Source organism: Thalassovita sp. ABM4_323 (genome assembly GCF_056158665.1).
On record NZ_JBSWTS010000007.1, the window covers coordinates 2834271 to 2855696 of the forward strand.

Genomic DNA, 21426 nt, shown 5'->3' on the forward strand with positions numbered 1-21426 from the left:
GCACAGCCATGGGGCAGAAGTCTAACAACCCGCCAGCCCAAGCAACACCTTGAAAACACGCACTAAAAACGCAAGGCGTGGCGCGCGGGGCAGATAGGGCGCAACGGATCGAGTTACACGCAAGAACAATTCCCCCCTGACCCCGGCTTCCTCGCACACACACGTAAGCCGCAAATTTCTGCCCCGCGCGCCCCGCCTGCCCCGAAATGAACGTAACGCTTTGAAACCTTGTCCATTTCCACGGACCATCCTGTTTGGGAACATGCCCCGAGTTGGGGCAGAACTTGGAAAACTGCCCCGATTTCAGTCGAAGTAGGATGTAGGGGTGCGGGGTGCGGGTGGCGTCCAAGGTGGGATATGCCACCCGCCTCATCACAGCGGGTAGTCCCCGCCGCTGGAACCGGCGCTGTCCTTGCGAAGCATCGGCAGGCCCTTTTGGTCGCGCGGCGCATCTTCCAAGCGCGCGGCCATATCCTTGGTCAGACGCAGGCCAACGTAGCCCCAGGTGCCATTGCGCTTGTGGCGCGCATAGCTTTTGGATGTGGCCGGGTGCATGTACTTGCCCGCACGTTCCTTCAGCTTGCGCTGCAGGTTGCCGGGCTGCCACGCATGGGCGGTGTTTTCCAGAAGGTACAGATAACAGGCATCGACGAATTCGCGGGCAGGCAGGAAATCTGACCCGCCATCGATCTCGCATCCCGTGGCCAGAAAGTCACCCACAGGATCGCTGTCCTTGCGGTATTCCTCGGTCGCACTCAGCACTTGCTGTGGCTCCTGAAGACCGCCCTCCAGGTAGTCGAGAAGCCCCGCGATCATCCAGTTCAGAATACCTGATCGCTCTTCTTCGAACAGCCGGTCCCCCAGCTTCTCGTCGCGCTCGGCCTCGGGGATCTGCACATCGAACGGGAACAGCAGCGGACGCCGCCAAATCCCGTCATCGGTGCCCCTGATTTCCAGCTTGTGGTTGCCGGTGAAGGTCAGCTTGAAATAAGGCGTAAAAGCCACGAAGTCCGAATGCAGGTTGCGCACCAGCATTTCGTCGCCGCCGGTCATTTCCTTGACCTTCTGTTCCTGCAGACGCTCCCCTTCTTCGGGCTCATTGGTGATCGCCGCGCGCGCACCAATCAGGCGCATCAAGTCTGGCGTGGCATCCGAGCCCGATTTACGGTTCTTTCCCGTCAGGCTTTCGATCCGCACCATGGTCGCATAATCACCCAACATCCGGCGCATCAGGCCCGCCAGCAGTGATTTGCCGTTGGCGCCCATTCCGTAACAGTACAGAAACTTCTGAATCGGCAGGGCCGTCATGGACAGACCAAACCAACGCTGCAAGCAAGCGCGCATCTCGGGATCCGGCTGTACCCGTTCCAGAAAAGCGTCGAAGCGCGGACATTTGGCGCCGGGATCATAGACGGCGGGCATCATCTTGGTGATGTATTGGCTGCGGTTGCGCCCGTCGATCGGCACCATGCGCGCATGATCAAGCAAGGCAACACTGGCCTGCTTTCCAGCACCTTCGTCACGCATATCGATCACTGAAAACCGCAAGATTCCGCTTTCAGTGTTTACCGTCAGCGGGTCCGCATCCAGATCCTCGACCTCGCGGGCCAAGCTGGTCGTGGCTTCGGTCAGCATGTTCTTGATGGCGTTGGTGTTCCCAGCAGACTTGGCCCAGGTCATATGCCGCTGACGCGAACTGCCCTTGCCCCACAGCTTGGCTGTCAGGCCGTCTTTTTCTTCCAACAGCGATTTCTTGCGATCGGCCAGCGCATCCCCATCCAAATCCTGATGATCACCGCGCTCGATCGAAGCCAGCTCGGCCCGAACATGTTCCAACCGATCAGCAAGGCGGGTCTCAATCGAGGTGAGCGATAAATAGGGCACCTCGGCCGCTACCCGCTCGTGGATGCTTTGGGCATGGCGCCGAACTGACAAATCGTCAGGGTCCAGTTTCCAGCGACGGCCATCCCAGATATGCCAGCCTACACGCGGGACATACATCGCATCATCCCCGCAATACAAAGCGAACCGTCGGCCATTGCCAGTGTCATTCAACGGCAAATGCGCCCCTTTGGCTTCGGGGGGCTCATCCATATCGTCCACTTGTGGGGGGTGCGGGGGCACACCGTCAAGGCCGCGATCATCGCTATGAAACGCGCCTTTAGCGACCGGGCCCATATCAATGTCCTCGGGATGGGCCAGCTGGTCGCGTACCCGGTCTACATTGTCCATCATGCCGCCCCTTTGGCATCGGCCATCAGGGCATGGCCCGCGCTCACCATGGTTTCCAGGGTTTTGATCTGGCGACGCCTGCGGCTGTCCTCCAGGCGATCATTTTGGGCCGCAGCGCGCAGTCGCTGTGCCTCGCCATGCAGGCCAGCCCGGCGTAACTTTCCGGCCAGGCCCAACGCTTCGGTCCGCAAATCTTCACTATCCATCGCTACCCTCTCCCATCAAAACGTCATTCAAATCGCACCCTTCGCCCGCATGGACGATCTGGATGCTGCTCGTGCCCTGCACCGCCTTGGCCCGGCGCAGACCCGCGACCAGTTTGGCCCGCGTGCTGCGCGGCTCGGAATTGCCATCCTGGATGAAGATCAGGCGCTCGACCCAGGGCGGAGGCAAGAAAGCTTCAGCGTCGTCCAGATCAGGCACGCCGGCATATTTCATCCCTTTTCCCCGCAACACGCGCCGCCCCGCCATGTTGCCAAGGTCGATACCCGCCCAGAATGCGGCATCCGGGAAAGACCCGGCGATGGCAGCGGTAAGCGTCGTTTCAATGCCCTCGCCCATCACGAGGATTTTTGCAGCCCTCTGGCCAACCAGGCGGATTGCGGCCCCTTTCTTGGAGCCAAGCGTTTTCTTGGCTTTGCAAATCTCGCCATTGTGGCGGATATCGGCCTTCCCTTTGGGCTGATCAAGATCCAGCCAGGTTCGATGGACCCCGGTGAACTTGCCTGACGGCGCCTGCATTGCAGCCAGCATCGCGGGGCCCCGCCATATCTCAGACCAGCCGCGGCCATCGTCGGATGGCACCATGTAAGGCAAGGCTGGATGAAAGCGCAGGCAGGACAGTGGCGCTGCAAGCTTGCTCCACGCGATCCCGCGACGGCACAGATAATCAACCACAGGCGACCCGCTGGCGGCACGGCCCGCGTCCCAAATCGCGCGGGCGGCTCGGATGGCGTCGTCGCGGCGGCGCGCGGCACTGGCTTCGGCCTTTTTCTTCTGACGCTCGCGCTCCTCGCGACGCCGACGCTCTTCCTCGGGATCGATCCGGCAATCTGCACCGCCCACCAACCAGTCCAACGCAGCCTTGAAATCACACCCCAGCACATGCTGCACCAGCTTGATGCCATCCCCGCCACCACAATTCCGGCAATTGAAAACCCCGCGATCGAGGTTGATCGAAAACCGATCGCGCCCACCGCAGACAGGACAGGGCCCTACCTGCTCGCGCCCGGCGCGTTGCAATGCCAAATGGGCGTCCAGCTTGTCGACGATCTCGCGGATCGGAACGGCCTGCGCGTCACGCAACCGAGTATCGTCGCCACGAAATGCCACCTAGACGCCCCCCGCATCGACACCGCGAAACGCCTCGTATGACCGGGCGACCCGCATCTGCAAATAGTCACGCATCTCGATCTGCAATCGAAACTTGGCACCGTCGCGCTCCTTGCCAGGGGGGGCTTTCACAAAGGCATCGGCCGCAACCCAAATGGGCAGCAATTCAGACCCGCAACCAGACGCCGACGGCAAACACTCAGCCAGCATCTGGCGCCACATCATTTGCGGATCCACGCGACTCCAATTGTAGGTGATGGCAAGACAGCTAGACAGCATCAGTTGCTCGGCCTTTTTTGCAGAACCGCTCATGCCCGCCCTTCCCCTGCATGCTTTACCAGAGGCGCAGCCATCTCGGCGACCGACCGCCAGCCATCGCCAACGGGCGTTTCAACATAATCATCCGGTTTTTCCAGATGCTTGCGACACGGTGGGATCCAGTGAAACCGCGGCCCCAGAGGCGCATAGGCCGCCTTATCCCAGACAAGCCAGGCATAGGCGGTGGCCGTGCTGCCTGTCGCACTCAGCCGCCCTTTGACCATGACCACCCGTTCCGTGAACTGCAGGATGTCGCTGGGCGGATGCGCAGCAAACAGGCGATGATATCGCCCGATCCCCTCCAGGAACGCGGCACGAACGATCACCGCCACACCGCTGTCACTGGTTTCAAAGGCCCTCTGTATGAACTGTTCCGCCAACCTGAAAGGCGGGTTGGTGATCGTCCAGTCGGTCCCGGCCATCGGACCGAACAGGTAGTCCTGCACAGGAAATCCGACGCCATAGTCGTGCACATCAGACGCGGTCACCTTGCCGAAATACTCGCATAAGGGCGCCACCATGTGCCCCCGATTGGCCGCAGGTTCCCGGCAGGCCATCCCGCGCAGCTGATGCCCCTGCTGGCCAAGCCACTCGCACAGGGCCCGCGTGGCCCATGGCGGCGTCGGAAAATCATCCAGCGACTTGTGCGGCTCGACCCGGCGCTGCATCACGGCTGTGGAACGGTTTTGCGTCATGCGACTGCCTCGAAAAACGGGGCCGAAGCCGAACGACCAATGCGGCGCAAACGAATCGTCTTGCGTATATTCTGGGTTGCGGAATCAGCTAAAAAGCGCACCTCATCGCGCTCAAACGAGCATTTACTGCTTTTGAGAATACCGTTTTTTGTCAGGCCATTAACTTCAGGCCAGCCGGAACAAAGCAAAAACAAACCTTGTTCCAACTTTACCAGATAAGAGCTGCATTGAATAATGAGGCTGAGATAGCGCACGAACGCTATCTCAGCCGAGGCCACCACACCCTCGTTGAAAGTGTGGGACAATGCGGACACCAGCGAAATCCTACAAACGCTGAAATCCGCCATAAGCCAAAGGAGTTGACCATGGCTTATCACGACAGGGGCATTGGCCCCGATGACAGACACCCTATCACAGGTGTCAAGCTTAACCCGATTAAGGTTAAGCGAAAGTCCCTGAATTTCGAGGAGGCGGTTACCGCCCATATCTTGCAAATTCAAGGCAAAACCTTCACCGATATTGTCCAATATCTGGGCACGAACGCAAATCGCGTGGGTGAAGTCTTTCGTGGCGAATCCCATCCGACAGCCGGGGCAGAAGCCCTGCGCCGACTGACGGATTAACCCGCCATGAAAAAGGGAGGAGCGAGGGCGTGGCGCGCCAGCGGCCACGCCTTTTGTTTTGCGCATCCCAGACAACCCCTGGCAAGAAAGCGCGCGAGGACGGGCCTGTCCGCCCCCGCGCAAGGTGGCCGCGCGCACATCCCTCAAACGCGCGGCAGCAGGCCGGCCAGATCGGCCGGTTCCTCTAAATAATTTGGCGCCCCGGAAGGTCAGGGAGGAGGAAGACCCCACCGGGACGCCACGCACCAGCGCAGAGGAGGTGCGCTGGGGTGTGTCAAGCAAACAATCCAGAAATGAGGGTTTGAAGCGCAGCGCAATTAGTGCGATAAAAGCAGCGACAGAAACCCCCGAAAAAGGTGTTCTCAAATGCTTCGGATCGCAGTCCTTCTTGGAGCTACCCTCACATTGCCCGCCTGCATGAGCGAGGTCGATGCAACGGACATAAAAACCATACCCCTGACAGACAGACAGACCAGCTCGATCCAGAGCGTAGTCAAGAACAAGATGCGCGACCCCCAGTCCGCTCAATTCCGAAACCTCCAACACCTCGAAATCGTTACGACCAAAGGGCAAACCCTGAGACATGTCTGCGGCGAGGTGAACGCCAAGAACGGCTTCGGTGGCTACGTCGGCTTCACCCCGTTTAAGGGACGTCTTTATGATGGAACCGCATTTACGGTGGATGGAATCGGACGGCATGTTCGCTGCCCCTTCTAGGGACGGGACTGCAGACAACATGCCGCCGAGTTGAGGATCCGGGCTCGCGGTCATTTGCGAACACCCCCACAACCTGACGATTTTCGTGTTTTTGCTTCGGCGCGCTCCTTAGCGATCGCTTCGAAATCCGGCTTGCCACCCTTCTCGGTGATCAACTGGATCCTTCGAACGTCATATGCAGAGGGGATCGCACCGCGCGTGACCCAAGAATTCGCGGTCCCATAGGGAACCTCGAAATCCTCGGCTAAATGCCCAACCGATCGCCAATATTCGAAGTGTTTTTCTGACATGCGTCATCAATAAACGCATTTTGCGTTGCTTTGCAATGCTTTTTGCGTCGTTATAGGCGCTATATGCAACTCATGACCGAAACAATGCATGACAGACTGAAGTCCGCCCGCGCCAAAGCTGGGTTCCAATCCGCCGAAGCTGCGGCTAAAGCCTTCGACTGGCCGATATCGACCTATCGGGGGCACGAAAACAGCAGCCGAGGCATCACCTTTGCCAAGCTAGACGAATACGCTAGGGCCTTCAGAACGGAACCCAGTTGGCTTGCCTATGGGATTTCCAAGTCCGACACGCGTATGGGCGGCGTTTCGACTGACGTGCTGAAAGAGGTGATCATGCTTGTTCTCGAGGCCGATGGCGCAAAAGAAGCGACCAACGAAGAACTGGCCAGCCTTGTCATCGACATCTGCGACTATATTCAGAAATCCGGTCATACCGGTATTTCGAATGTAATCGAGTTTCAGCTGCACCGCCTTCAGCGCCAGCGCGCCTGATCAACCGATCCAACACGGCCCGAACCTTCGAAACCGGCGGCGACAGCAAGCCCAGTTCTGGGACTCGCTCTCCTTCGATCACGCGATCGCGCCTAACCTCGATCGTCATGCCTGCCGCAAAATAGGCAAAACGCATTGGGTTTTCACAAAAGACCCAAACCGAAAACCGATCATCGCCCCCCAAGCCCAGATCATCCAACATCCAGCGCAGCAGCTTCGGTCCACCAACCCCGCCCCGGTGCCCAGGCAAAATATACATGGCATGTAACTCATAGGCCGCCCCAAGCAAATCCGGGTCCTCATTGGGCTTGATGATAGAAAAGCCGACAATCTCCTGATCGTGGGTCAAAACAGCGATTGAATATAGCCATGGGCGAGGCGCAGACAACAGTCGCGCCCATTGGGTTTGCCTAAAACTCGGCCCCCGTGCCTCCAAAACATGCGGCGGCATGAACTTATAACACTCGCTCCAACAGCGGTGATGGATCATGGAAACGCTACAAACGTCGCTGACTTCAGCGCGACGAACATGATGCATGACTTTTCCCTAGAAAACTCGCTTCCATGGGTCATGCTATAGAATTTCGAGAAACTATTCTCTGATTTAATCCCTGCCCTGATAAGCGGCGAGCAATCTTTCTTCCAAACGGCCTGGGGAAACCTGCAAAGACCGGGCTATTTCTTCGACCAAAACCGTAAACTCTGGCCCAGGCCCGATCGGGTCGCGCTTGAACTCATCAGCAAACAAAGCGCCACCCGTTCCCGCAACGGCGCCGCTCACGACCAAGGCCACCCGCCCCAGCCACTTCCCCCAAAGCCGCGCGCCAGTCCTTTCGGTCACCGAGGTCGCTCCCTGATCTTTGCGCAATCGGCCAAGCATCTCCAAGACATCGCTTTCCTGTCCTTCGCTGTCATTCATCGACAATGACCTCCTGCGCTGCATAATAGACAAAAATCAGCCCATACTTGGCACTGCGCCGCCAATGGATCGAAAGGTCCACCCCTCGAACATCCAACGACCGCTGCCCATACTCGCCGTCAAACTGGACCCGCGCGGCAATATCTTGGTTGGCAGTGGAAAGGCTATGACTCGAAGCCAGCACATTTCCATCCTGCAAAACCACAAACCCACATACTGGACAGATTTGGATATCAGGGATCAATTGATCCGGGACTAAGGTAAGAACGGCAAGCAATCCATCCGGGCCGTCACCGCCAATGGTCCGCATCGTCAGTGGAATGAATTCCAGACCGGATTGGCGACCAATAACCTTCGCCTGAACAATAACTTGGCCGATCGCTGCATGCCATCCCATGCGATAATACTGGCGATCCGAAAGATCCTTTGCGAACAATCGAAAGCCGTTGTAGCTGTCGAATAGCAAGTCCCCATGGCGGTCAAGGACAAGGATCGACCGCCCGACATCATACCCCGCCATGATAGCCTTCATCGCCCGATGCCCTTCGGCATGGGTCCAAACCGCTTTTTTTGTCCAACTCAGCCGTTGCCGCTCGAAGTGCTGAAGCCGCTAGATCTATGCGCGCCTCTGCAAGCGAAGTCTGCAAATCAACGAGAACACGCCCAGACACGTCGGACGCACTGGCCGGGGCGGAAAAAACCGAAAAACAGGCAACAACACCTGCCAGCAGTTTTTGTTTAACCATATTTTCAACCCTAAAGTGTGCTGCATTCATAACGCACCTTTTCCTAGAAATCTACATTTCCGCACAATCACGGCACGCAAGATGCCTAGCAAACGCATTTTGCGTTGACAAGGCAATTTTCAACGCTTTATGGGTTTGTTTAGACGCTTTTCGCGTTTAGCGATGCATTTTGCGCATCCAGCAGGATCGCTACGCACCGTGCAACCAACAGAAAAGGAGGGGCCATGTTATCCAAACCAACAGATGCCCGAGCCACAACGACGGTCGTTCTTGCAGACCTGCCGCACAACTGTGCCGATGTGATCCGCAACCCGCAGGCATTCGCCCACCTGCCCGCCCTGCGCCAAGACGCATGGATGGCCGCGAAAGAGGCGCAGGGAAATCCGATCACCCCCGAGCGCATGGCGCGCCTGCCGCTGGCCGTGCCGGCCTGGTCAGGCAACGTCCGCCCCCTGCCGCCACGGGATACAAAGGAACCCGCCCCTAACTCGGTCGAGGCCTTGATCGCCACGGTGACAGGCCGGACCCGCGCGCGGATCCGCAAACACGCAACTAGCCAAGGCTATCACCTGATCTGCACCGACACACCCGGCGGCGCCGTATGAGCAATTTCGAGAACCTCAACCGCCCCCAGATCCGCCGCGACCGGCTTTGCGATCTCGGCGAACGCGGCCTTCGCCTTCTGACTTGGGTCGCTGTCATCGGCGGCGGGATCTACTTGCTGACCCTCTTTGCCCAAACTCTAGACCATCTGCAAAGGAACTGGTGATGAAGCCCGATCAAATCCTGCCTGACAGCCCCGCCCCATCGAATGACATGTTTCCCACACACGCTGCCACCACTCACGATGCCCGCAGCGAGGCGATCGCGGACGCGCTTATTTCAGCCCGCGCCGTGATCGCCGATCTGACCCACCACCCCGACACCCAAGTGATCGCCGCAGCGCGCGTGATCGCCGAACATAGCCCCATGCCCACCGAGCGGGGCGAAGCGGAAGAGCTGATTTTTTGGATGGAAGGACCGAAGCAATGACCCACCCCACCGCCAAAATACGCCACAACCACAAGGACGTGGAAATGAGTGAAGGCACGCTTTTCAATTCAGTCGGCTTCATCGGCGTACTGCCAGATGATCCCGACCGAATACCGATCACACCGCCATGCGGACTGTTTTGGATCAACCCCGCTGCCGTCAGCGACGGAAATGAAATGTATGGCCTTGCAGAGGTGCGCGTAGCCCTGAAAGGCCAAGTGCTCGACTTCGCAATCACGTTGGCCGACGCCATTGCAATTCACAGCCTATTAGAGGAAGCGATCGACGCGATGATCGAGGTCGATGACGCAACCGTTGAACACATGAAAACCAAAACGGAGCGCACCCAATGACCCACCCCACAGACGCACACGTTGGCGATCGGCTTAAAAAACGCCGCGCAGTCATGGGCCTTACGCAAAGCGATGTGGCTGATCACCTCGGCATTAGCTTTCAGCAAATCCAGAAATACGAGCTCGGCCGCAACCGGATCAGTGCCAGCAGGCTTCACGAGGCTGCCCAGCTGCTGAAGGTCGAGGTCGGCTATTTCTACGAGGGTTTGGACCAGCCCGAGGCGGACACGCTGACCCCTCAGGACGCACAGGAAGCCGAAGCATTAGCTCTGTTCCGCCGCCAGACGCCGGACACGCAGAGCGCCATCCTGCGGATCCTGAACGAGGCAGCCAAAGCCAAGGCCGCGTGATTTCCCCGCCCTTTTCACAACGCCCCGTGGGCCAGCCTGAGATGGGCGCAGGCGCACCCCACGTCACAAACGAGACCCGATTGAACTCGTTTTCCCGCCCGCACCGGCATGGGCACCCGAGGCGGGCATTCAGGAGACATCCGATGACTGACCTTTCCACCCTCCCAGACCGCGCGTTGTCGATCCGCCAGCCTTGGGCCTGGGCGATCCTGAACGCTGGCAAGGACATCGAGAACCGTTCGTGGCGCACCCACTATCGTGGGCGGATCTGTATTCATGCGGGATCCGCTATCCAGCCCCGCAACCTAGCCGAATTTAAATGGATTTTGCCCGACGTGATCGCTTGGCACCACCACGCAGCTACCTCCACCAAGGAAGCCAAAACGCCGCCACCGACAATGGAGGATCTGTGGCCAAGCCAAAGGTTTTTCATCGACCAACCGCGCGGTGGGATCATCGGAACCGCTGAAATCGTCGATTGCGTCGATCACAGCGACAGCCCGTGGTTCACCGGGCCTTACGGGTTCGTCCTGGCAAACGTCCAGCCGGTCCCGTTCATCCCGGTCAAGGGCGCGCAGGGGATGTTCAAGTGGAAAAAGAAACTGGAGTCCCAACATGGCTGACAAAACCCACATCGAATGGACCGATTCCACTTGGAATGTTATCACCGGCTGCACCCTGGTCAGCGACGGCTGCAAGCACTGCTACGCCGCCACGCTGGCCGCGACCCGACTCAAGCACCACCCCAGCCGCGAAGGGCTGGCCCGCCTGAATGCCGCCGGTGAGGCTAAGTTCACAGGCGAGGTCCGGTTTAACGAGCAATGGCTTGAACAGCCCCTGCGCTGGCGCAAGCCCCGCATGATCTTTGTCTGCGCCCATGGCGATCTGTTTCACGAGAGCGTACCCGACGAATGGATCGACCGGGTGTTCGCCGTCATGGCTCTGGCCCCGCAGCACACGTTTCAGGTGCTGACGAAGCGGGCGGATCGGATGCGGGCGTATTTATCATCCCATGATGTTGGCCAACGCTGGGCAGAACGCACTGACGAAATCCCAGGAGGCCCTGTGATATTTCCAGAGACCGCGATTAGCTGGTCCAAAGATGGCCTCCCCAACGTCTGGCTTGGCGTCAGCATCGAGAACCAAGAGGCGGCGGATAAGCGTATCCCTGACCTTCTGGCAACCCCGGCGGCGGTGCGGTTCGTCAGCGCGGAGCCGCTGTTGGGGCCGGTGGACCTGACCAATCTGCCACCATTTCTCGACGTATCAGCAGCGGCCGGAATTCGACTGGATGCTCTGAAGCTTGACGGGCCTTACAGCCTGAATTGGGTGATCGTCGGCGGGGAAAGCGGTCGAAACGCCCGCCCCATGCACCCCGATTGGGTGCGGTCCCTGCGGGATCAATGTGTGGCCGCTGGCACCAAGTTCTTTTTCAAGCAGTGGGGGGAGTTCGACAATTGGGGCGACAGGACCGGCAAGCGCGCCGCCGGTCGCCTGCTGGACGGGTGCGAGTGGAGCGAGGTGCCCAATGCCTGACGAACAGCAAATCGAATGGCCCCGCGAAATCTGGATGGCCGAGTGCGAAGACCATGGCCAGGGCGTCGTTTCGGCTGTTCTGTCCGTACACGCAACGGTCGCGCGCTGGGAGGGCGACAAAGAGCGCGAGCGCGAGTTCCACCGATACGTTGACGAGGACATATTCGAGACCACCGAGCGGTATTGGAAAGAACGCGCCGAGAAAGCCGAAGCCGCGCTGGCGGAAAAGGAGGCGCTGCTTGACCGCCTTTGGGAAGCCGACATGCGCGGGATCAAGATGTGGCAGGAAGCCAACCCCGGCAACGATCTGGTCTGGCCCGACCGCGCCCAGCACGTTGCGTGGGTTCTGGATCAGGTCGCCAAGCTGGACGAGGTGGCGGAATGAGCGCACTCGTCAGATATCACGGCGGCAAGGTTCGGCTAGCTGACAAGATCATTGGACTCTTCCCGGCGCACGATTGCTATACGGAACCGTTCGGCGGTGGCGCTGCTGTTCTTTTAGCAAAGCCTCGATCACGCCTCGAAGTCTACAACGATATGGACGGCGACATGGTGACGCTGTTTCGGGTTCTGCGTGATGCGCCAGACGAACTCGCGTCAGCGATTTCGATAACGCCGTTTGCGCGGGCCGAGCATGAAGCATCTTATGAACAGGCTGGCACAGACCTTGAACGGGCGCGACGCGTCCTGATCAGGTCGCACTTTGGGCATGGATCGTCTGGCATTCACCGCAAGACAGGGTTTCGCGCCGCCGGAATGCGATCTGGCACATTGCCGGTGCATGGCTGGGCGAAGCTGCCTGAGACAATCAAAATCGCGGCCGAGCGGATGCGCGGCGGTGTGATCGAACAGCGACCAGCGGTTCAGGTCATGCTGGCACACGATGGAGAGCAAACCGTCCACTATGTCGATCCGCCGTATCTACCAGAAACGCGGGACAAGGGACGGGACTATCGCCACGAAATGACCCGCGATGATCACGCCGCCCTTCTGGACAGCCTGCGCAACATGAAGGGACATGTGGTCCTAAGCGGATATGCATCGACCCTCTATGACGACGCCCTTCACGATTGGCGTCGGATCGAAATCAAGGCGATGGCAGACCGCGCGGCAAAACGCACCGAGGTCATCTGGTGCAACTTCGCCGATCCCTCTCCGTTATTTGCGCACCAAGCCGAGGCCCGCCAATGAAAGACACCTTCCTAGACCTGCTGGACGACCCGACCGGGCTGGAGCGCGGACCCGATGGCCGCACCTTCACCAAGACCGAACAAACCCGCATGTGCGGCAACAGTGTTCCCCCGGTGATGGCCGAGGCGCTGGTGTCTGCAAACGTGCCCGAGCTGGCCGTGGTGGCCTGAAAGGAGAACTATCATGAAATTCTGGAAATGGTTTGGCTGGGACACCAAAGACGCCCGCACCGAACGCAACTACGACAACAATACAAACAAAACCGCTCGCTGGATGTCTGGATGCTTGGCAGCCGTGCTTATCGCGCTGATCATCTGGGGGTGATGGAAATGGAACAGAAAACACAAGCCAACGAAAAAAACCAACACTGGTCTTGGTGGGTCGGCCATGACGACGAGCAATTCCACACGGAATGCGACAGCCGCGAAGAAGCGGTGCGCATCGCGAAGGAAGAACACGACGGCGGCTATATTGTGGAAGCAATGAAGCCGGGCAATATCGCACTGAGCAGCTATTTCGATGCAGATATGTTTGTGGAGAACGCTGATGAAAACGCATGGGAAAACCATGGCGACCCCGAAGGTGGCGATACGGTTTTTGATGTTCCCCCTGATCTGCGCAACGACCTTCAAGACATGGTGCGCGCCACAATCGACGCATGGCAAAAGAAGCACAACCTGACCTTCACCGGCTGGCAGTTCTCGGCATCGCGCAATCACGAATACATCCCGGGCCCAACCGAAGAAGACGAGGCAGCCAATGACTGAACAACCCCGCATAATGGTGATGATCGGCACCGATGAAATCGCAGCCCTGCGCGCCGAAATCGCTGATCTGAAATCCGCCATCACCGGAGCAACGATCAAGCCACGCGATGAATGGGAAACAGTCAAGGCCCATGCAGAGCGTGCAGGCGTTCAGCCGCAGACCGTTCGGACCTGGATCAGAGCTGGAAAAATCGACAGCAAACGGATCGGCAATGTCACCTATGTGCGCGGCTAGTCCAGCCGCGCTGCCAGCGACTCAGCCGTTTCATTGTAATACGTCATCAGCTCTTTTATATTTTTGTGCCCGATCATCCGGGCCAGCGCCAAGACATCCAGCTTTGTCGACAGGCGCGTTACCGCCTCGTGGCGGCTGTCGTGAAAGTTCAACCCTTCGACCGCCGCCTTGGTTTTCAGCGCGTACCAATTGGTGGACAGGTTCGGCCCGGAATGGAACCCGAACAGCGGGTCAGCCTCGGGCAACTTCGCCAGAATGCGCAGCGCCGCACGGGACAACGGCACATCCCTCGCTTCTCCATTCTTTGTTCTGGCCAGATGCGCCACGCGCCGCTCGACATCGAAGCTTTCTTCTGTCAGTCCGGCGATCTCCCCGGCGCGCATACCCGTTTCAATCGCAAACAGAAAGGCCAAGTGCGCCCGACCCAGTGCCGTGTTCACATCGGCACCGGCCACCGACATCCGCTCAATCTCCTCTGGCGTGGGACGGCGCTTGCGCGCGGGCGTGGGCGGGGGTCGGCGCACCTTTCGCATCGGGTTGTCATCGATCAGCGCCCAGTCGCGCACACAGACTGACAGTATGCTGGACAGAGTGTTCATGTAGCGCTGCGCCGAAGACGGGGCCACAGACAGCAGCCGCCGGTCACGCCACGCAGCAAGGTCCGCAGGCGTGATCGCCGCGACATCCTTCTGGGCCAGCTCGTCCTCCATGATCAGCCGCAGCGCATAAATCTCGGACCCAGGACTGTTCCAGCGCACGGTTTTCTTGGGAAGGATCTCTAACTCATATTTCCGCGCCGCTGCGCCCAAGGTCATCGTGGGCCGCGATCCATCCGTCTGGCCGAAAAGATATTCCTGCCTCGCAGCCCAATCCTGCGCCTCGCGCTTGGTGCGCAAAACCTTTGACGCCCTCTGACCGTTGCGCGATACTTCTGCGCGCCACCTGTCCCCGTGCTTTCGAATACTCGCCATGCGTAAATCCTGCGTAATTCATGCGTAACAAAGGCCGCATTTTCTACAGGATAGATGATATTGCAAGGGTTGGCATTTGCAATAATCCCGACAAAACAACGTAAAATAACGTACTTACGTTAATCCTGAATAAGCTCCACATCCCAATACAGGAAATCCATCCAGCTTTCGTGAAGGTGGTTGGGTGGGAATTTGCGGCCCATATTCTGCATCTCGCCCGCGCTGGGGCGACGGGGCACCTGGCGCAGATGCATCCCGGCGCGGCGCAGCGATTTGGACCCTTTTTTCAGATTGCAGGGCGAACAGGCCGCCACCACGTTTTCCCAACTGGTGATCCCGCCTGAGGCCCTTGGCACAACGTGATCAAAGGTCAAATCCCCCCGACTGCCGCAATATTGACAGCGGAATTCATCCCTCAGAAATAAATTAAAGCGCGTGAATGCCACGCGCCTTTGAGGTTTTACGAAATCTTTCAGGACGACCACCGAGGGGATGCGGATCTCGGTACTGGGGCTGCGGGCCGTAGTCTCGTATTCGGCCACCACGTCGACCCGATCCAGCCAGACCGCTTTGACTGCCTCTTGCCAGGGCCACAGCGATAGCGGGTAATAGGACAAGGGCCGGTAATCCGCGTTGAGCACCAAGGCGGGGTGCTGTTTCAGTGCACCCGGGTCTCTGACGAATTCTGTCCTGAAGTCTCCATCCATTGGCGTATTGGCTCCCTGCCCTGTCTGCCCGCTGTTGGCACCAAGGCGGGACATCCCGCCCCAGCTATGCATCACTATATATCGTGCTAGGCATGGGGCAAGCCCCATGATCTGCCCTGCATGCCTACTGCACCTAGCGCGGCAAGATGACAGGGGCGTGACGCATCAATTGCCTAATGCGCGGGCAAACGCTGCGCTGACTCGCCTTTGCAGGGGTTTAAGATAGAGTGAGTTCCATGAAAAACGAGCCATCCCCGCCCCAAGCCATTCTGGAATCAGCCCTTTATGTCGACGATTTGGACGTCGCACAGGCTTTTTATCAGGACGTTCTGGGACTGAGCGTGATCACCCGCATCGCCAATCGGCACGTGTTTTTCCGGATGCAGGGGGCAGTGTTGCTGCTGTTCAACCCGGATGAAACCGAGGTCGCGACCGGCAATACCACGATGCCGGTTCCACCACATGGGGCGCGCGGTCCGGGGCATTTGTGCTTTGCGGCAACGCGTGCGCAAATTGGTCAATGGCGCGACCATCTACAAGCGCATGGGATCGAGATCGAGGCCGAGTTCGACTGGCCCAACGGCGCCCGATCCCTTTATTTTCGCGACCCGGCCGGCAATTCCCTGGAATTCGCCGAGCCGCGTTTGTGGCAGGCTTAAAGCCCCAGCTTGTCGCGCATAAAGGCCAGCGCCACCGACAACCCATCCGGCGCGATCCCGTGGGCGGTGCCTTTTTGGATATGGGCGTAGACCTCTTGGAACCCGGCCTCTTGCAGGGCCTCAGCGGCCTCGGGCAGCGATTGCACGGGCACCACGTCATCCTGATCGCCATGCACCAGCAGAATGGGCGGCTTGCTGATGGCCTCGTCTTTGAGCAGCTCGGGCGACATCAGACGCCCCGAGAAAGCGACGATGCCCGAGACCTCGTCCTCGCGGCGCGGCGCGACATGCAGCGACATCATCGTGCCTTGCGAGAAGCCGAACAAAACCATCTGTTCGGGCAGCATGTCATTGTCGACCAGCACGCCATCCAGGAACGCGTTCAGGTCCTCGGCGGCCTGTTGCATCCCGCGCTCTTGTTCCTCTTGCGACGAGCCATCAATCCACGGGATTGGGAACCACTGATACCCCATCGGCGCGCCGGGACAGGCCTCGGGCGCGTCAGGCGCAATGAACAGAGTATCGGGCAGATGATCGCCCAACGGATCGGCAAGGCTCAGCAGATCGGCGCCATTGGCCCCGTAGCCATGCAAAAACACCACAACCGAGCGCGGGGCCTCTCCTGATTTCGGTTCGACCCGGCCGGCTTGCAACACGCGTGTCATCTGATCCCTTCCCTTTGTTTTTCCAGCCTGTAATAGGCCCATAGCATCCGCGCCGCTACGCTGCGCCAGGGGGACCATTTGTCCGCCATCTGTCTCAGCGCTTTTTCACGCGGCCGCTCGGGTAGGTCGTAGAGGATACGGGCGGCCTCCTGCAAGGCCAGATCGCCCGGTGCGAACACATCTGCGCGACCCAGGCTGAACATGGCATAGATTTCGGCCGTCCAGACACCGATCCCGGTGACGGCGGTCAGGGTTTTGATCACCTGATCAGTGGGCGTGTCGCGCAATCCGTCATAATCAATCCCGGCCTCGGCCAGAGCCTTGGCATAACGCGCCTTTTGGCGGCTAAGCCCCAGATCGCGCAGGTTCTCTTCGCTGTTGGCGGCGATCGCGTTGGCCTCGGTCATCCCGGCATCGTCCAGACGCGCCCAGATCGCATTGGCCGAGGCCACGCTAACCTGCTGGCTGACGATCGCGTTCAGCAGCTGCGCAAACCCGTCCGGTTTCAAGCGCAGCGGCAACGGCCCCGTCAGCGCATAGGCCTGCGCCATCAACGGGTCTGCGCGGCACAGCCAATCGGCCCCTTCCGCCACGCAGTCCTGGGATTGGATAATCCGCCCTACCATCGCTCTCTCCTGTGTTGTGGCGACTATAGGAACGGGCTTTGCTCTTTTCCAGCCGGGGAAAACGCCTCATACAGGGGGCATGATCGATTCCCCTCCTCTTCCTGCCTATCACTGGCCTGATCTTGAGCCCGGATGGGTTTGGTTGTGCGGCGCGGGTCCCGGCGATCCGGGGCTGTTGACGCTGCACGCATTGAATGCGCTAAAGCAGGCGGATGTGCTGGTCTATGACGCGCTGGTGGACCCGGCGATCCTGGACTGGGCCCCGCAGGCAGAACTGGAATACGCGGGCAAGCGCGGGGGCAAGCCCTCGGCCAAGCAGCGCGATATTTCTCTGCGACTGGTCGAGCTGGCCCAACAGGGCAAACGGGTGCTGCGGCTGAAAGGGGGCGATCCTTTCGTGTTTGGCCGCGGTGGAGAAGAGGCGCAAACCCTGGTGCAGGCCGGTGTGCCCGTGCGCATCATCCCCGGTATCAGCGCCGGGATCGGCGGGCTGGCCTATGCTGGCATTCCCGTCACCCATCGCGATGTGAACCAATCGGTTGTCTTTGTCACCGGCCATGACCAAACCGGCGAGACCCCAAGTGCGATCAACTGGAGCGCGCTGGCACAGGGCGCGCAGGTGTTGGTGATCTATATGGGGATGAAACATGCGGGCCGGATCGCCGAAGCCTTGCTGAAGGGCGGACGCCCCGGTGACGAGCCTTGCGCCGTGGTGGCCCAGGCGACCACACCCAATCAGCAAGTTCTGGAAACCCGGCTGGACCGGCTTGAGGCCGATATCGCGGCCTCGGACATGAAACCCCCAGCCATCCTGTGCATTGGGCGCTCGGTCCTGCTGCGGCAAGTGTTGGATTGGCAGGGTATGATCGCCGGACAGGCGCCGCGCAATCTGGACCCGCTGGACCGAGGCCGCCCCGCAGAAGAGCCCTAGGCCGCAACGGAACTGGTTAACACCGTAAATATCCGGCTTGCGCGGGTCTGCGCAAATGGCTAGCACTGCTCGCATGAGCAGTTCCGAATATATCCCCGACAACTCTCGCGCCAAGCGCAACGTGGCCATTCTGGTTTTGGCCCAGGCGGTTCTGGGCGCGCAGATGCCGATGATCTTTACCATCGGAGGTCTGGCCGGACAGGCTTTGGCGACGAACCTGTGCTTCGCAACCCTGCCGATTTCGCTGATCGTTCTGGGCAGCATGATGTCGGCGACGCCTTTGTCCTGGGCGATGCAACGGTTCGGGCGACGCACGGGGTTCTTCATTGGCTCGGCGGCTGGCGCGTTGGGCGGCGCTGTAGGCGCCTATGGCCTGTATATCGCGTCCTTCCCGATCTTTTTGCTGGGCAGCCTGATCACCGGGGTCTACATGTCCGCGCAGGGATTTTACCGCTTTGCAGCCGCTGACACCGCAAGCGATGCGTTCCGCCCCAAGGCGATTTCCTATGTGATGGCGGGCGGTCTGGCCTCGGCCATCATCGGGCCGCAGTTGGTCAAAGTGACGGTCGACGCCATGGTGATCCCTTTCGTGGGCACATACATTGCCGTGATCGGCGTGAACATTTTTGGATCGCTCCTGTTATTTTTCCTGGATATCCCCACCCCAGAAGAGCCCTCGGCCGACGCGCCCAAGGGCCGCACCCGGTGGGAGCTGATCACAACCCCGCGCATCCTGGTTGCCGTGATCTGCGGCATGGTCAGCTATGCGCTGATGAACCTGGTGATGACCTCGACCCCGCTGGCGGTTGTGGGCTGCGGGTTTGAAACGGACACGGCGGCAGATGTGGTTTCGGCGCACGTGTTGGCGATGTTCGTGCCCAGCTTCTTTACCGGCCATCTGATCGCGCGCTTTGGCGTGGAAAAGGTGATCGCGGCGGGTCTGATCATCCTGGCTGGCGCGGGCGCTGTGGCGCTGCAAGGCGTTGATCTGGAGAACTTCTTTATCGCGCTGATCCTTCTGGGCGTGGGCTGGAACTTTGGATTTATCGGGGCGACCTCGATGCTGGCGGGGGCCCATGAACCGCACGAGCGCGGCCGGATGCAGGGTTTGAATGACCTGCTGGTGTTTGGCGGCGTGACCTTTGCCTCGCTGGCCTCGGGCGGGTTGATGAACTGCTCGGGCGGGTCCGCGCAGGTGGGCTGGACCTCGGTCAACCTGGCGATGGCACCGTTCCTGATGTTGGCCGGTGGCGCAATGATCTGGTTGCTGCTGCGCCCGAAAGAGGCGTGATCACCAGCGCCCTGAAAAGGCCCGCAGCATCAGGCCTGCATTGTCGCGGAATTCTGACCCGGCCAAAGCACCGGCCGCGACACGCTCGGGCTGACTGGCCGCGCGTTTCAGGATACCCTTGGCCTTCCATCCCAGCAACATCGCGGGGGCCGCAATGCGTGCAACCCGCGCCCGCGCCGCACGGGCCCGTTTCAGCCGCGCAAGCCCGTCCGTAGCCAGTGTCGCAACGGTTTCGGGCCGCCCATCCAGCAAAGGAATGCGCTTGGCCTTTTCCAGGGCGGGTACGGCAGCCAGATAGTTGGCCAGCCCGGCGGCATAGCCCATATCCAGCACCACGCTTTCATCCACGTCGCCCAGGGCGCGCGCCGCTGCCAGCATCAGATTGGCTGAACTGGCGGTGAGATAGCGGCTGAAATGCGCCTCGTCTTCGAACGGGTCGCGATAGATATCCCAACTGCGCACCTCGGCCAGCTCCAGCAGCAATTGCGCCCCGCGCGCATCCAGCACCCGCGACAAAGGCGTGACGACCTCGTGCCGGCGCACCTGACCCTGCGCGGTGATCTCTTCAAACGCGTCCCTCCACCATTGCAGGCGCATTTCGGCGATCAGATGTTCCTGCGTCACCCAAGGCGCGCGCGAGACCTCGACATTCGCCGCGAAAATCGGGAACAGCACCAGCCGCGCAGGCACCGGCGCGGCCATGGCCACGCGGAACCTGTCGGGGTCGGCGCGCTGCACCAGCTCGGCGCAGGCGATCATGTCGGGGTCATCAAAACTCACTCAGGAATCCTTGAATTTCGGTCAGGGTTTGCGGATCGTCCACCATGTCCAGATGGGCCGCCCCTGGGATCAAGGCATAGCGCCCCTGATCCGTATGCGCGGACATCAGCGGCTGGTATCCCTCGGCCACAAAGGCCTCGTCCTGATCGCCGACAGCCAGCAGGAAAGGCGGCAGCGCCGCGATATCAGCAGTATAGTCACTGCGCGGCGCATAAGAGGTGTTCAACCGATAGGAATAGGCCGTCGTCGCGGTGTGCCCCAGCGGGCCGTCCAGCACGGTTTGGGGCATGGCAAACTGGATCACGGTCAGGTGGTTCAGCACGGGAATTTTCACCGCGTTCAGCATGGTCAGACCAATGATGCGCCGGGTCAGAGGCGTGGCCCAACCGCCGGAATTGGCCCGAGTCGTGGGGGCGTTGTATTTCAGGAAGGGCGCCAGCAGAACGGCGCCATCCAGCAGCGCGCCATGTGTGCCGCCCGCCATCCGCACGACCAGCCCTCCACCCGAGCTGTGGCCCAACAAGATGACCTTTTGATCAGGCTTGCGATAGGCGGCGATCAGGTCGGCCAGATCATCCTCGAACTGACCGATATAGTCCACGTCACCGCGTCGTCCGGGCTGTGCACCATGGCCGCGCAGATCAGGCACCAACACCTCGGCTTGCGCAGACAATTCACGCGCCAGACTGTCAAACTGTGCGCCCTGCCAGCCCGAGCCATGCACCATCACCAACAGCGGCGCGCCTTCGGGTCCATCAAGGTGACGCACTTGCAGCGGGAAACCGTCACGCATCGAAACCGGGGCCACAGGCAGCGGGTCGGCCAGACCGCGCTCGAGCTGTTTGTTGAAATCCAGCCCGCCCGAGCCATCGACCTGACCCGGACCCTGCGAGGCGATCAACCCAAGGGCAATCGCCCCGGGCACAACCGCAAACATGGCCAACGAGAACGCAACCTTACCAATCATT

At 60.0% G+C, this 21426-nt stretch carries 33 protein-coding genes; 17 read left to right on the forward strand and 16 right to left on the reverse strand.

Features of this window, described 5'->3' with window-relative positions; translation table 11 throughout:
- Nucleotides 1–372: 372 nt before the first annotated feature.
- The 6 genes from ACXADQ_RS16370 to ACXADQ_RS16395 are packed head-to-tail and all read right to left on the reverse strand — an operon-like array spanning nucleotide 373 to nucleotide 5899.
- A complete protein-coding gene (locus ACXADQ_RS16370; protein ID WP_475323264.1) occupies nucleotides 373–2235 on the reverse strand; it encodes a DNA primase family protein in 1863 nt (620 codons plus the stop codon).
- The gene (locus tag ACXADQ_RS16375; protein ID WP_475323266.1) at nucleotides 2232–2438 is read right to left on the reverse strand and encodes a hypothetical protein; all 207 of its coding nucleotides are present in this window, start codon (nucleotides 2436–2438) and stop codon (nucleotides 2232–2234) included. Before ACXADQ_RS16375 ends, ACXADQ_RS16370 begins: the two co-directional genes overlap by 4 nt.
- Entirely contained in the window at nucleotides 2431–3564 is a 1134-nt protein-coding gene (locus ACXADQ_RS16380) for a DUF7146 domain-containing protein (protein WP_475323268.1), read from the reverse strand. The genes ACXADQ_RS16375 and ACXADQ_RS16380 overlap by 8 nt, the downstream gene beginning before the upstream one ends.
- Nucleotides 3565–3876 carry a hypothetical protein gene (locus tag ACXADQ_RS16385; protein ID WP_475323271.1) on the reverse strand — a complete coding sequence of 104 codons (312 nt, stop codon included), beginning with the start codon at nucleotides 3874–3876 and terminating at the stop codon, nucleotides 3565–3567. It lies immediately after the preceding gene.
- Entirely contained in the window at nucleotides 3873–4577 is a 705-nt protein-coding gene (locus ACXADQ_RS16390; protein WP_475323275.1) for a hypothetical protein, read from the reverse strand. The genes ACXADQ_RS16385 and ACXADQ_RS16390 overlap by 4 nt, the downstream gene beginning before the upstream one ends.
- On the reverse strand, nucleotides 4574–5899 hold the full coding sequence (locus ACXADQ_RS16395) for a hypothetical protein (RefSeq protein ID WP_475323279.1): 1326 nt from the start codon (nucleotides 5897–5899) through the stop codon (nucleotides 4574–4576). Before ACXADQ_RS16395 ends, ACXADQ_RS16390 begins: the two co-directional genes overlap by 4 nt.
- Nucleotides 5900–6291: 392 nt before the next feature.
- On the opposite strand from ACXADQ_RS16395, the gene ACXADQ_RS16400 reads away from it, so the two are divergent.
- Complete coding sequence (locus tag ACXADQ_RS16400; RefSeq protein ID WP_475323283.1) at nucleotides 6292–6699, forward strand: helix-turn-helix domain-containing protein; 408 nt, start codon at nucleotides 6292–6294, stop codon at nucleotides 6697–6699.
- Here ACXADQ_RS16400 and ACXADQ_RS16405 read toward each other — a convergent pair.
- The 4 genes from ACXADQ_RS16405 to ACXADQ_RS16420 all read right to left on the reverse strand — a co-directional run bounded on the left by ACXADQ_RS16405 (nucleotide 6602) and on the right by ACXADQ_RS16420 (nucleotide 8394).
- On the reverse strand, nucleotides 6602–7237 hold the full coding sequence (locus ACXADQ_RS16405; RefSeq protein WP_475323285.1) for a GNAT family N-acetyltransferase: 636 nt from the start codon (nucleotides 7235–7237) through the stop codon (nucleotides 6602–6604). The genes ACXADQ_RS16400 and ACXADQ_RS16405 overlap by 98 nt on opposite strands.
- Before the next feature lie 66 nt (nucleotides 7238–7303).
- Nucleotides 7304–7618, reverse strand: coding sequence for a hypothetical protein (locus ACXADQ_RS16410; protein ID WP_475323288.1), 315 nt, complete (start codon nucleotides 7616–7618; stop codon nucleotides 7304–7306).
- Nucleotides 7611–8150: a PDC sensor domain-containing protein gene (locus ACXADQ_RS16415; protein ID WP_475323292.1), complete on the reverse strand. Its 540-nt coding sequence runs from the start codon at nucleotides 8148–8150 to the stop codon at nucleotides 7611–7613. The genes ACXADQ_RS16410 and ACXADQ_RS16415 overlap by 8 nt, the downstream gene beginning before the upstream one ends.
- Nucleotides 8125–8394: a hypothetical protein gene (locus ACXADQ_RS16420; protein WP_475323296.1), complete on the reverse strand. Its 270-nt coding sequence runs from the start codon at nucleotides 8392–8394 to the stop codon at nucleotides 8125–8127. The genes ACXADQ_RS16415 and ACXADQ_RS16420 overlap by 26 nt, the downstream gene beginning before the upstream one ends.
- Nucleotides 8395–8588: 194 nt before the next feature.
- Here ACXADQ_RS16420 and ACXADQ_RS16425 point away from each other — a divergent pair, with 194 nt between their 5' ends.
- The 13 genes from ACXADQ_RS16425 to ACXADQ_RS16485 all read left to right on the forward strand — a co-directional run bounded on the left by ACXADQ_RS16425 (nucleotide 8589) and on the right by ACXADQ_RS16485 (nucleotide 13828).
- Nucleotides 8589–8969 carry a hypothetical protein gene (locus ACXADQ_RS16425; protein ID WP_475323300.1) on the forward strand — a complete coding sequence of 127 codons (381 nt, stop codon included), beginning with the start codon at nucleotides 8589–8591 and terminating at the stop codon, nucleotides 8967–8969.
- A complete protein-coding gene (locus tag ACXADQ_RS16430) occupies nucleotides 8966–9133 on the forward strand; it encodes a hypothetical protein (RefSeq protein ID WP_475323303.1) in 168 nt (55 codons plus the stop codon). The genes ACXADQ_RS16425 and ACXADQ_RS16430 overlap by 4 nt, the downstream gene beginning before the upstream one ends.
- Entirely contained in the window at nucleotides 9133–9396 is a 264-nt protein-coding gene (locus ACXADQ_RS16435) for a hypothetical protein (RefSeq protein ID WP_475323307.1), read from the forward strand. Before ACXADQ_RS16430 ends, ACXADQ_RS16435 begins: the two co-directional genes overlap by 1 nt.
- A complete protein-coding gene (locus ACXADQ_RS16440) occupies nucleotides 9393–9749 on the forward strand; it encodes a hypothetical protein (protein WP_475323311.1) in 357 nt (118 codons plus the stop codon). Before ACXADQ_RS16435 ends, ACXADQ_RS16440 begins: the two co-directional genes overlap by 4 nt.
- Nucleotides 9746–10099 (forward strand): helix-turn-helix domain-containing protein, encoded by a 354-nt coding sequence (locus tag ACXADQ_RS16445; RefSeq protein WP_475323315.1) that lies wholly within the window; start codon nucleotides 9746–9748, stop codon nucleotides 10097–10099. The genes ACXADQ_RS16440 and ACXADQ_RS16445 overlap by 4 nt, the downstream gene beginning before the upstream one ends.
- A gap of 143 nt (nucleotides 10100–10242) precedes the next feature.
- Nucleotides 10243–10722 carry an ASCH domain-containing protein gene (locus ACXADQ_RS16450; RefSeq protein ID WP_475323319.1) on the forward strand — a complete coding sequence of 160 codons (480 nt, stop codon included), beginning with the start codon at nucleotides 10243–10245 and terminating at the stop codon, nucleotides 10720–10722.
- Nucleotides 10715–11635: a DUF5131 family protein gene (locus tag ACXADQ_RS16455; RefSeq protein WP_475323324.1), complete on the forward strand. Its 921-nt coding sequence runs from the start codon at nucleotides 10715–10717 to the stop codon at nucleotides 11633–11635. Before ACXADQ_RS16450 ends, ACXADQ_RS16455 begins: the two co-directional genes overlap by 8 nt.
- Nucleotides 11628–12020: a hypothetical protein gene (locus ACXADQ_RS16460; protein WP_475323327.1), complete on the forward strand. Its 393-nt coding sequence runs from the start codon at nucleotides 11628–11630 to the stop codon at nucleotides 12018–12020. Before ACXADQ_RS16455 ends, ACXADQ_RS16460 begins: the two co-directional genes overlap by 8 nt.
- Complete coding sequence (locus ACXADQ_RS16465) at nucleotides 12017–12826, forward strand: DNA adenine methylase (protein ID WP_475323331.1); 810 nt, start codon at nucleotides 12017–12019, stop codon at nucleotides 12824–12826. Before ACXADQ_RS16460 ends, ACXADQ_RS16465 begins: the two co-directional genes overlap by 4 nt.
- Nucleotides 12823–12996: a hypothetical protein gene (locus ACXADQ_RS16470; RefSeq protein ID WP_475323335.1), complete on the forward strand. Its 174-nt coding sequence runs from the start codon at nucleotides 12823–12825 to the stop codon at nucleotides 12994–12996. Before ACXADQ_RS16465 ends, ACXADQ_RS16470 begins: the two co-directional genes overlap by 4 nt.
- Nucleotides 12997–13009: 13 nt before the next feature.
- The gene (locus ACXADQ_RS16475; protein WP_475323339.1) at nucleotides 13010–13150 is read left to right on the forward strand and encodes a hypothetical protein; all 141 of its coding nucleotides are present in this window, start codon (nucleotides 13010–13012) and stop codon (nucleotides 13148–13150) included.
- 5 nt (nucleotides 13151–13155) lie between these two features.
- On the forward strand, nucleotides 13156–13593 hold the full coding sequence (locus ACXADQ_RS16480; protein WP_475323342.1) for a hypothetical protein: 438 nt from the start codon (nucleotides 13156–13158) through the stop codon (nucleotides 13591–13593).
- Entirely contained in the window at nucleotides 13586–13828 is a 243-nt protein-coding gene (locus ACXADQ_RS16485; protein ID WP_475323344.1) for a hypothetical protein, read from the forward strand. Before ACXADQ_RS16480 ends, ACXADQ_RS16485 begins: the two co-directional genes overlap by 8 nt.
- Here ACXADQ_RS16485 and ACXADQ_RS16490 read toward each other — a convergent pair.
- On the reverse strand, nucleotides 13825–14799 hold the full coding sequence (locus tag ACXADQ_RS16490; protein ID WP_475323348.1) for a tyrosine-type recombinase/integrase: 975 nt from the start codon (nucleotides 14797–14799) through the stop codon (nucleotides 13825–13827). The two genes, ACXADQ_RS16485 and ACXADQ_RS16490, sit on opposite strands and share 4 nt — an antisense overlap.
- Nucleotides 14800–14918: 119 nt before the next feature.
- The gene (locus ACXADQ_RS16495) at nucleotides 14919–15506 is read right to left on the reverse strand and encodes an HNH endonuclease (protein WP_475323351.1); all 588 of its coding nucleotides are present in this window, start codon (nucleotides 15504–15506) and stop codon (nucleotides 14919–14921) included.
- Nucleotides 15507–15742: 236 nt separating this feature from the next.
- Between ACXADQ_RS16495 and ACXADQ_RS16500 the strand changes: the two genes are divergently transcribed.
- Complete coding sequence (locus ACXADQ_RS16500; protein WP_475323356.1) at nucleotides 15743–16165, forward strand: VOC family protein; 423 nt, start codon at nucleotides 15743–15745, stop codon at nucleotides 16163–16165.
- Here ACXADQ_RS16500 and ACXADQ_RS16505 read toward each other — a convergent pair.
- Together ACXADQ_RS16505 and ACXADQ_RS16510 are read right to left on the reverse strand one after the other, a co-directional pair.
- A complete protein-coding gene (locus ACXADQ_RS16505; RefSeq protein WP_475323360.1) occupies nucleotides 16162–16830 on the reverse strand; it encodes an alpha/beta hydrolase in 669 nt (222 codons plus the stop codon). The two genes, ACXADQ_RS16500 and ACXADQ_RS16505, sit on opposite strands and share 4 nt — an antisense overlap.
- Nucleotides 16827–17456 carry a DNA-3-methyladenine glycosylase family protein gene (locus ACXADQ_RS16510; protein ID WP_475323364.1) on the reverse strand — a complete coding sequence of 210 codons (630 nt, stop codon included), beginning with the start codon at nucleotides 17454–17456 and terminating at the stop codon, nucleotides 16827–16829. The genes ACXADQ_RS16505 and ACXADQ_RS16510 overlap by 4 nt, the downstream gene beginning before the upstream one ends.
- 79 nt (nucleotides 17457–17535) lie before the next feature.
- On the opposite strand from ACXADQ_RS16510, the gene cobA reads away from it, so the two are divergent.
- Nucleotides 17536–18387 (forward strand): uroporphyrinogen-III C-methyltransferase, encoded by an 852-nt coding sequence (gene cobA, locus ACXADQ_RS16515; RefSeq protein WP_475323368.1) that lies wholly within the window; start codon nucleotides 17536–17538, stop codon nucleotides 18385–18387.
- 73 nt (nucleotides 18388–18460) lie between these two features.
- On the forward strand, nucleotides 18461–19678 hold the full coding sequence (locus ACXADQ_RS16520; RefSeq protein WP_475323372.1) for an MFS transporter: 1218 nt from the start codon (nucleotides 18461–18463) through the stop codon (nucleotides 19676–19678).
- Here the strand turns inward: ACXADQ_RS16520 and ACXADQ_RS16525 are convergent, their stop codons facing one another.
- Together ACXADQ_RS16525 and ACXADQ_RS16530 are read right to left on the reverse strand one after the other, a co-directional pair.
- Nucleotides 19679–20458, reverse strand: coding sequence for a squalene/phytoene synthase family protein (locus ACXADQ_RS16525; protein WP_475323376.1), 780 nt, complete (start codon nucleotides 20456–20458; stop codon nucleotides 19679–19681).
- Nucleotides 20448–21425: an alpha/beta hydrolase gene (locus tag ACXADQ_RS16530; RefSeq protein ID WP_475323379.1), complete on the reverse strand. Its 978-nt coding sequence runs from the start codon at nucleotides 21423–21425 to the stop codon at nucleotides 20448–20450. Before ACXADQ_RS16530 ends, ACXADQ_RS16525 begins: the two co-directional genes overlap by 11 nt.
- Nucleotide 21426: the final 1 nt, after the last annotated feature.

Excerpts from the sequence above, each read along its gene's own strand:
- ACXADQ_RS16440 (WP_475323311.1), top strand. The coding sequence starts at position 9,393 with ATGACCCACCCCACCGCCAAAATACGCCACAACCACAAGGACGTGGAA.
- ACXADQ_RS16410 (WP_475323288.1), bottom strand. The coding sequence starts at position 7,618 with ATGAATGACAGCGAAGGACAGGAAAGCGATGTCTTGGAGATGCTTGGC.
- ACXADQ_RS16390 (WP_475323275.1), bottom strand. The coding sequence starts at position 4,577 with ATGACGCAAAACCGTTCCACAGCCGTGATGCAGCGCCGGGTCGAGCCG.
- ACXADQ_RS16445 (WP_475323315.1), top strand. The coding sequence starts at position 9,746 with ATGACCCACCCCACAGACGCACACGTTGGCGATCGGCTTAAAAAACGC.
- ACXADQ_RS16435 (WP_475323307.1), top strand. The coding sequence starts at position 9,133 with ATGAAGCCCGATCAAATCCTGCCTGACAGCCCCGCCCCATCGAATGAC.
- ACXADQ_RS16455 (WP_475323324.1), top strand. The coding sequence starts at position 10,715 with ATGGCTGACAAAACCCACATCGAATGGACCGATTCCACTTGGAATGTT.
- ACXADQ_RS16405 (WP_475323285.1), bottom strand. The coding sequence starts at position 7,237 with ATGCATCATGTTCGTCGCGCTGAAGTCAGCGACGTTTGTAGCGTTTCC.
- ACXADQ_RS16530 (WP_475323379.1), bottom strand. The coding sequence starts at position 21,425 with ATGATTGGTAAGGTTGCGTTCTCGTTGGCCATGTTTGCGGTTGTGCCC.
- ACXADQ_RS16395 (WP_475323279.1), bottom strand. The coding sequence starts at position 5,899 with ATGCCGTCCGATTCCATCCACCGTAAATGCGGTTCCATCATAAAGACG.
- ACXADQ_RS16420 (WP_475323296.1), bottom strand. The coding sequence starts at position 8,394 with ATGAATGCAGCACACTTTAGGGTTGAAAATATGGTTAAACAAAAACTG.
- ACXADQ_RS16520 (WP_475323372.1), top strand. The coding sequence starts at position 18,461 with ATGAGCAGTTCCGAATATATCCCCGACAACTCTCGCGCCAAGCGCAAC.
- ACXADQ_RS16370 (WP_475323264.1), bottom strand. The coding sequence starts at position 2,235 with ATGATGGACAATGTAGACCGGGTACGCGACCAGCTGGCCCATCCCGAG.
- ACXADQ_RS16450 (WP_475323319.1), top strand. The coding sequence starts at position 10,243 with ATGACTGACCTTTCCACCCTCCCAGACCGCGCGTTGTCGATCCGCCAG.
- ACXADQ_RS16490 (WP_475323348.1), bottom strand. The coding sequence starts at position 14,799 with ATGGCGAGTATTCGAAAGCACGGGGACAGGTGGCGCGCAGAAGTATCG.
- ACXADQ_RS16430 (WP_475323303.1), top strand. The coding sequence starts at position 8,966 with ATGAGCAATTTCGAGAACCTCAACCGCCCCCAGATCCGCCGCGACCGG.
- ACXADQ_RS16460 (WP_475323327.1), top strand. The coding sequence starts at position 11,628 with ATGCCTGACGAACAGCAAATCGAATGGCCCCGCGAAATCTGGATGGCC.
- ACXADQ_RS16425 (WP_475323300.1), top strand. The coding sequence starts at position 8,589 with ATGTTATCCAAACCAACAGATGCCCGAGCCACAACGACGGTCGTTCTT.
- ACXADQ_RS16480 (WP_475323342.1), top strand. The coding sequence starts at position 13,156 with ATGGAACAGAAAACACAAGCCAACGAAAAAAACCAACACTGGTCTTGG.
- ACXADQ_RS16500 (WP_475323356.1), top strand. The coding sequence starts at position 15,743 with ATGAAAAACGAGCCATCCCCGCCCCAAGCCATTCTGGAATCAGCCCTT.
- ACXADQ_RS16475 (WP_475323339.1), top strand. The coding sequence starts at position 13,010 with ATGAAATTCTGGAAATGGTTTGGCTGGGACACCAAAGACGCCCGCACC.
- ACXADQ_RS16495 (WP_475323351.1), bottom strand. The coding sequence starts at position 15,506 with ATGGATGGAGACTTCAGGACAGAATTCGTCAGAGACCCGGGTGCACTG.
- ACXADQ_RS16470 (WP_475323335.1), top strand. The coding sequence starts at position 12,823 with ATGAAAGACACCTTCCTAGACCTGCTGGACGACCCGACCGGGCTGGAG.
- ACXADQ_RS16415 (WP_475323292.1), bottom strand. The coding sequence starts at position 8,150 with ATGAAGGCTATCATGGCGGGGTATGATGTCGGGCGGTCGATCCTTGTC.
- cobA (WP_475323368.1), top strand. The coding sequence starts at position 17,536 with ATGATCGATTCCCCTCCTCTTCCTGCCTATCACTGGCCTGATCTTGAG.
- ACXADQ_RS16510 (WP_475323364.1), bottom strand. The coding sequence starts at position 17,456 with ATGGTAGGGCGGATTATCCAATCCCAGGACTGCGTGGCGGAAGGGGCC.
- ACXADQ_RS16400 (WP_475323283.1), top strand. The coding sequence starts at position 6,292 with ATGCATGACAGACTGAAGTCCGCCCGCGCCAAAGCTGGGTTCCAATCC.
- ACXADQ_RS16385 (WP_475323271.1), bottom strand. The coding sequence starts at position 3,876 with ATGAGCGGTTCTGCAAAAAAGGCCGAGCAACTGATGCTGTCTAGCTGT.
- ACXADQ_RS16375 (WP_475323266.1), bottom strand. The coding sequence starts at position 2,438 with ATGGATAGTGAAGATTTGCGGACCGAAGCGTTGGGCCTGGCCGGAAAG.
- ACXADQ_RS16485 (WP_475323344.1), top strand. The coding sequence starts at position 13,586 with ATGACTGAACAACCCCGCATAATGGTGATGATCGGCACCGATGAAATC.
- ACXADQ_RS16505 (WP_475323360.1), bottom strand. The coding sequence starts at position 16,830 with ATGACACGCGTGTTGCAAGCCGGCCGGGTCGAACCGAAATCAGGAGAG.
- ACXADQ_RS16465 (WP_475323331.1), top strand. The coding sequence starts at position 12,017 with ATGAGCGCACTCGTCAGATATCACGGCGGCAAGGTTCGGCTAGCTGAC.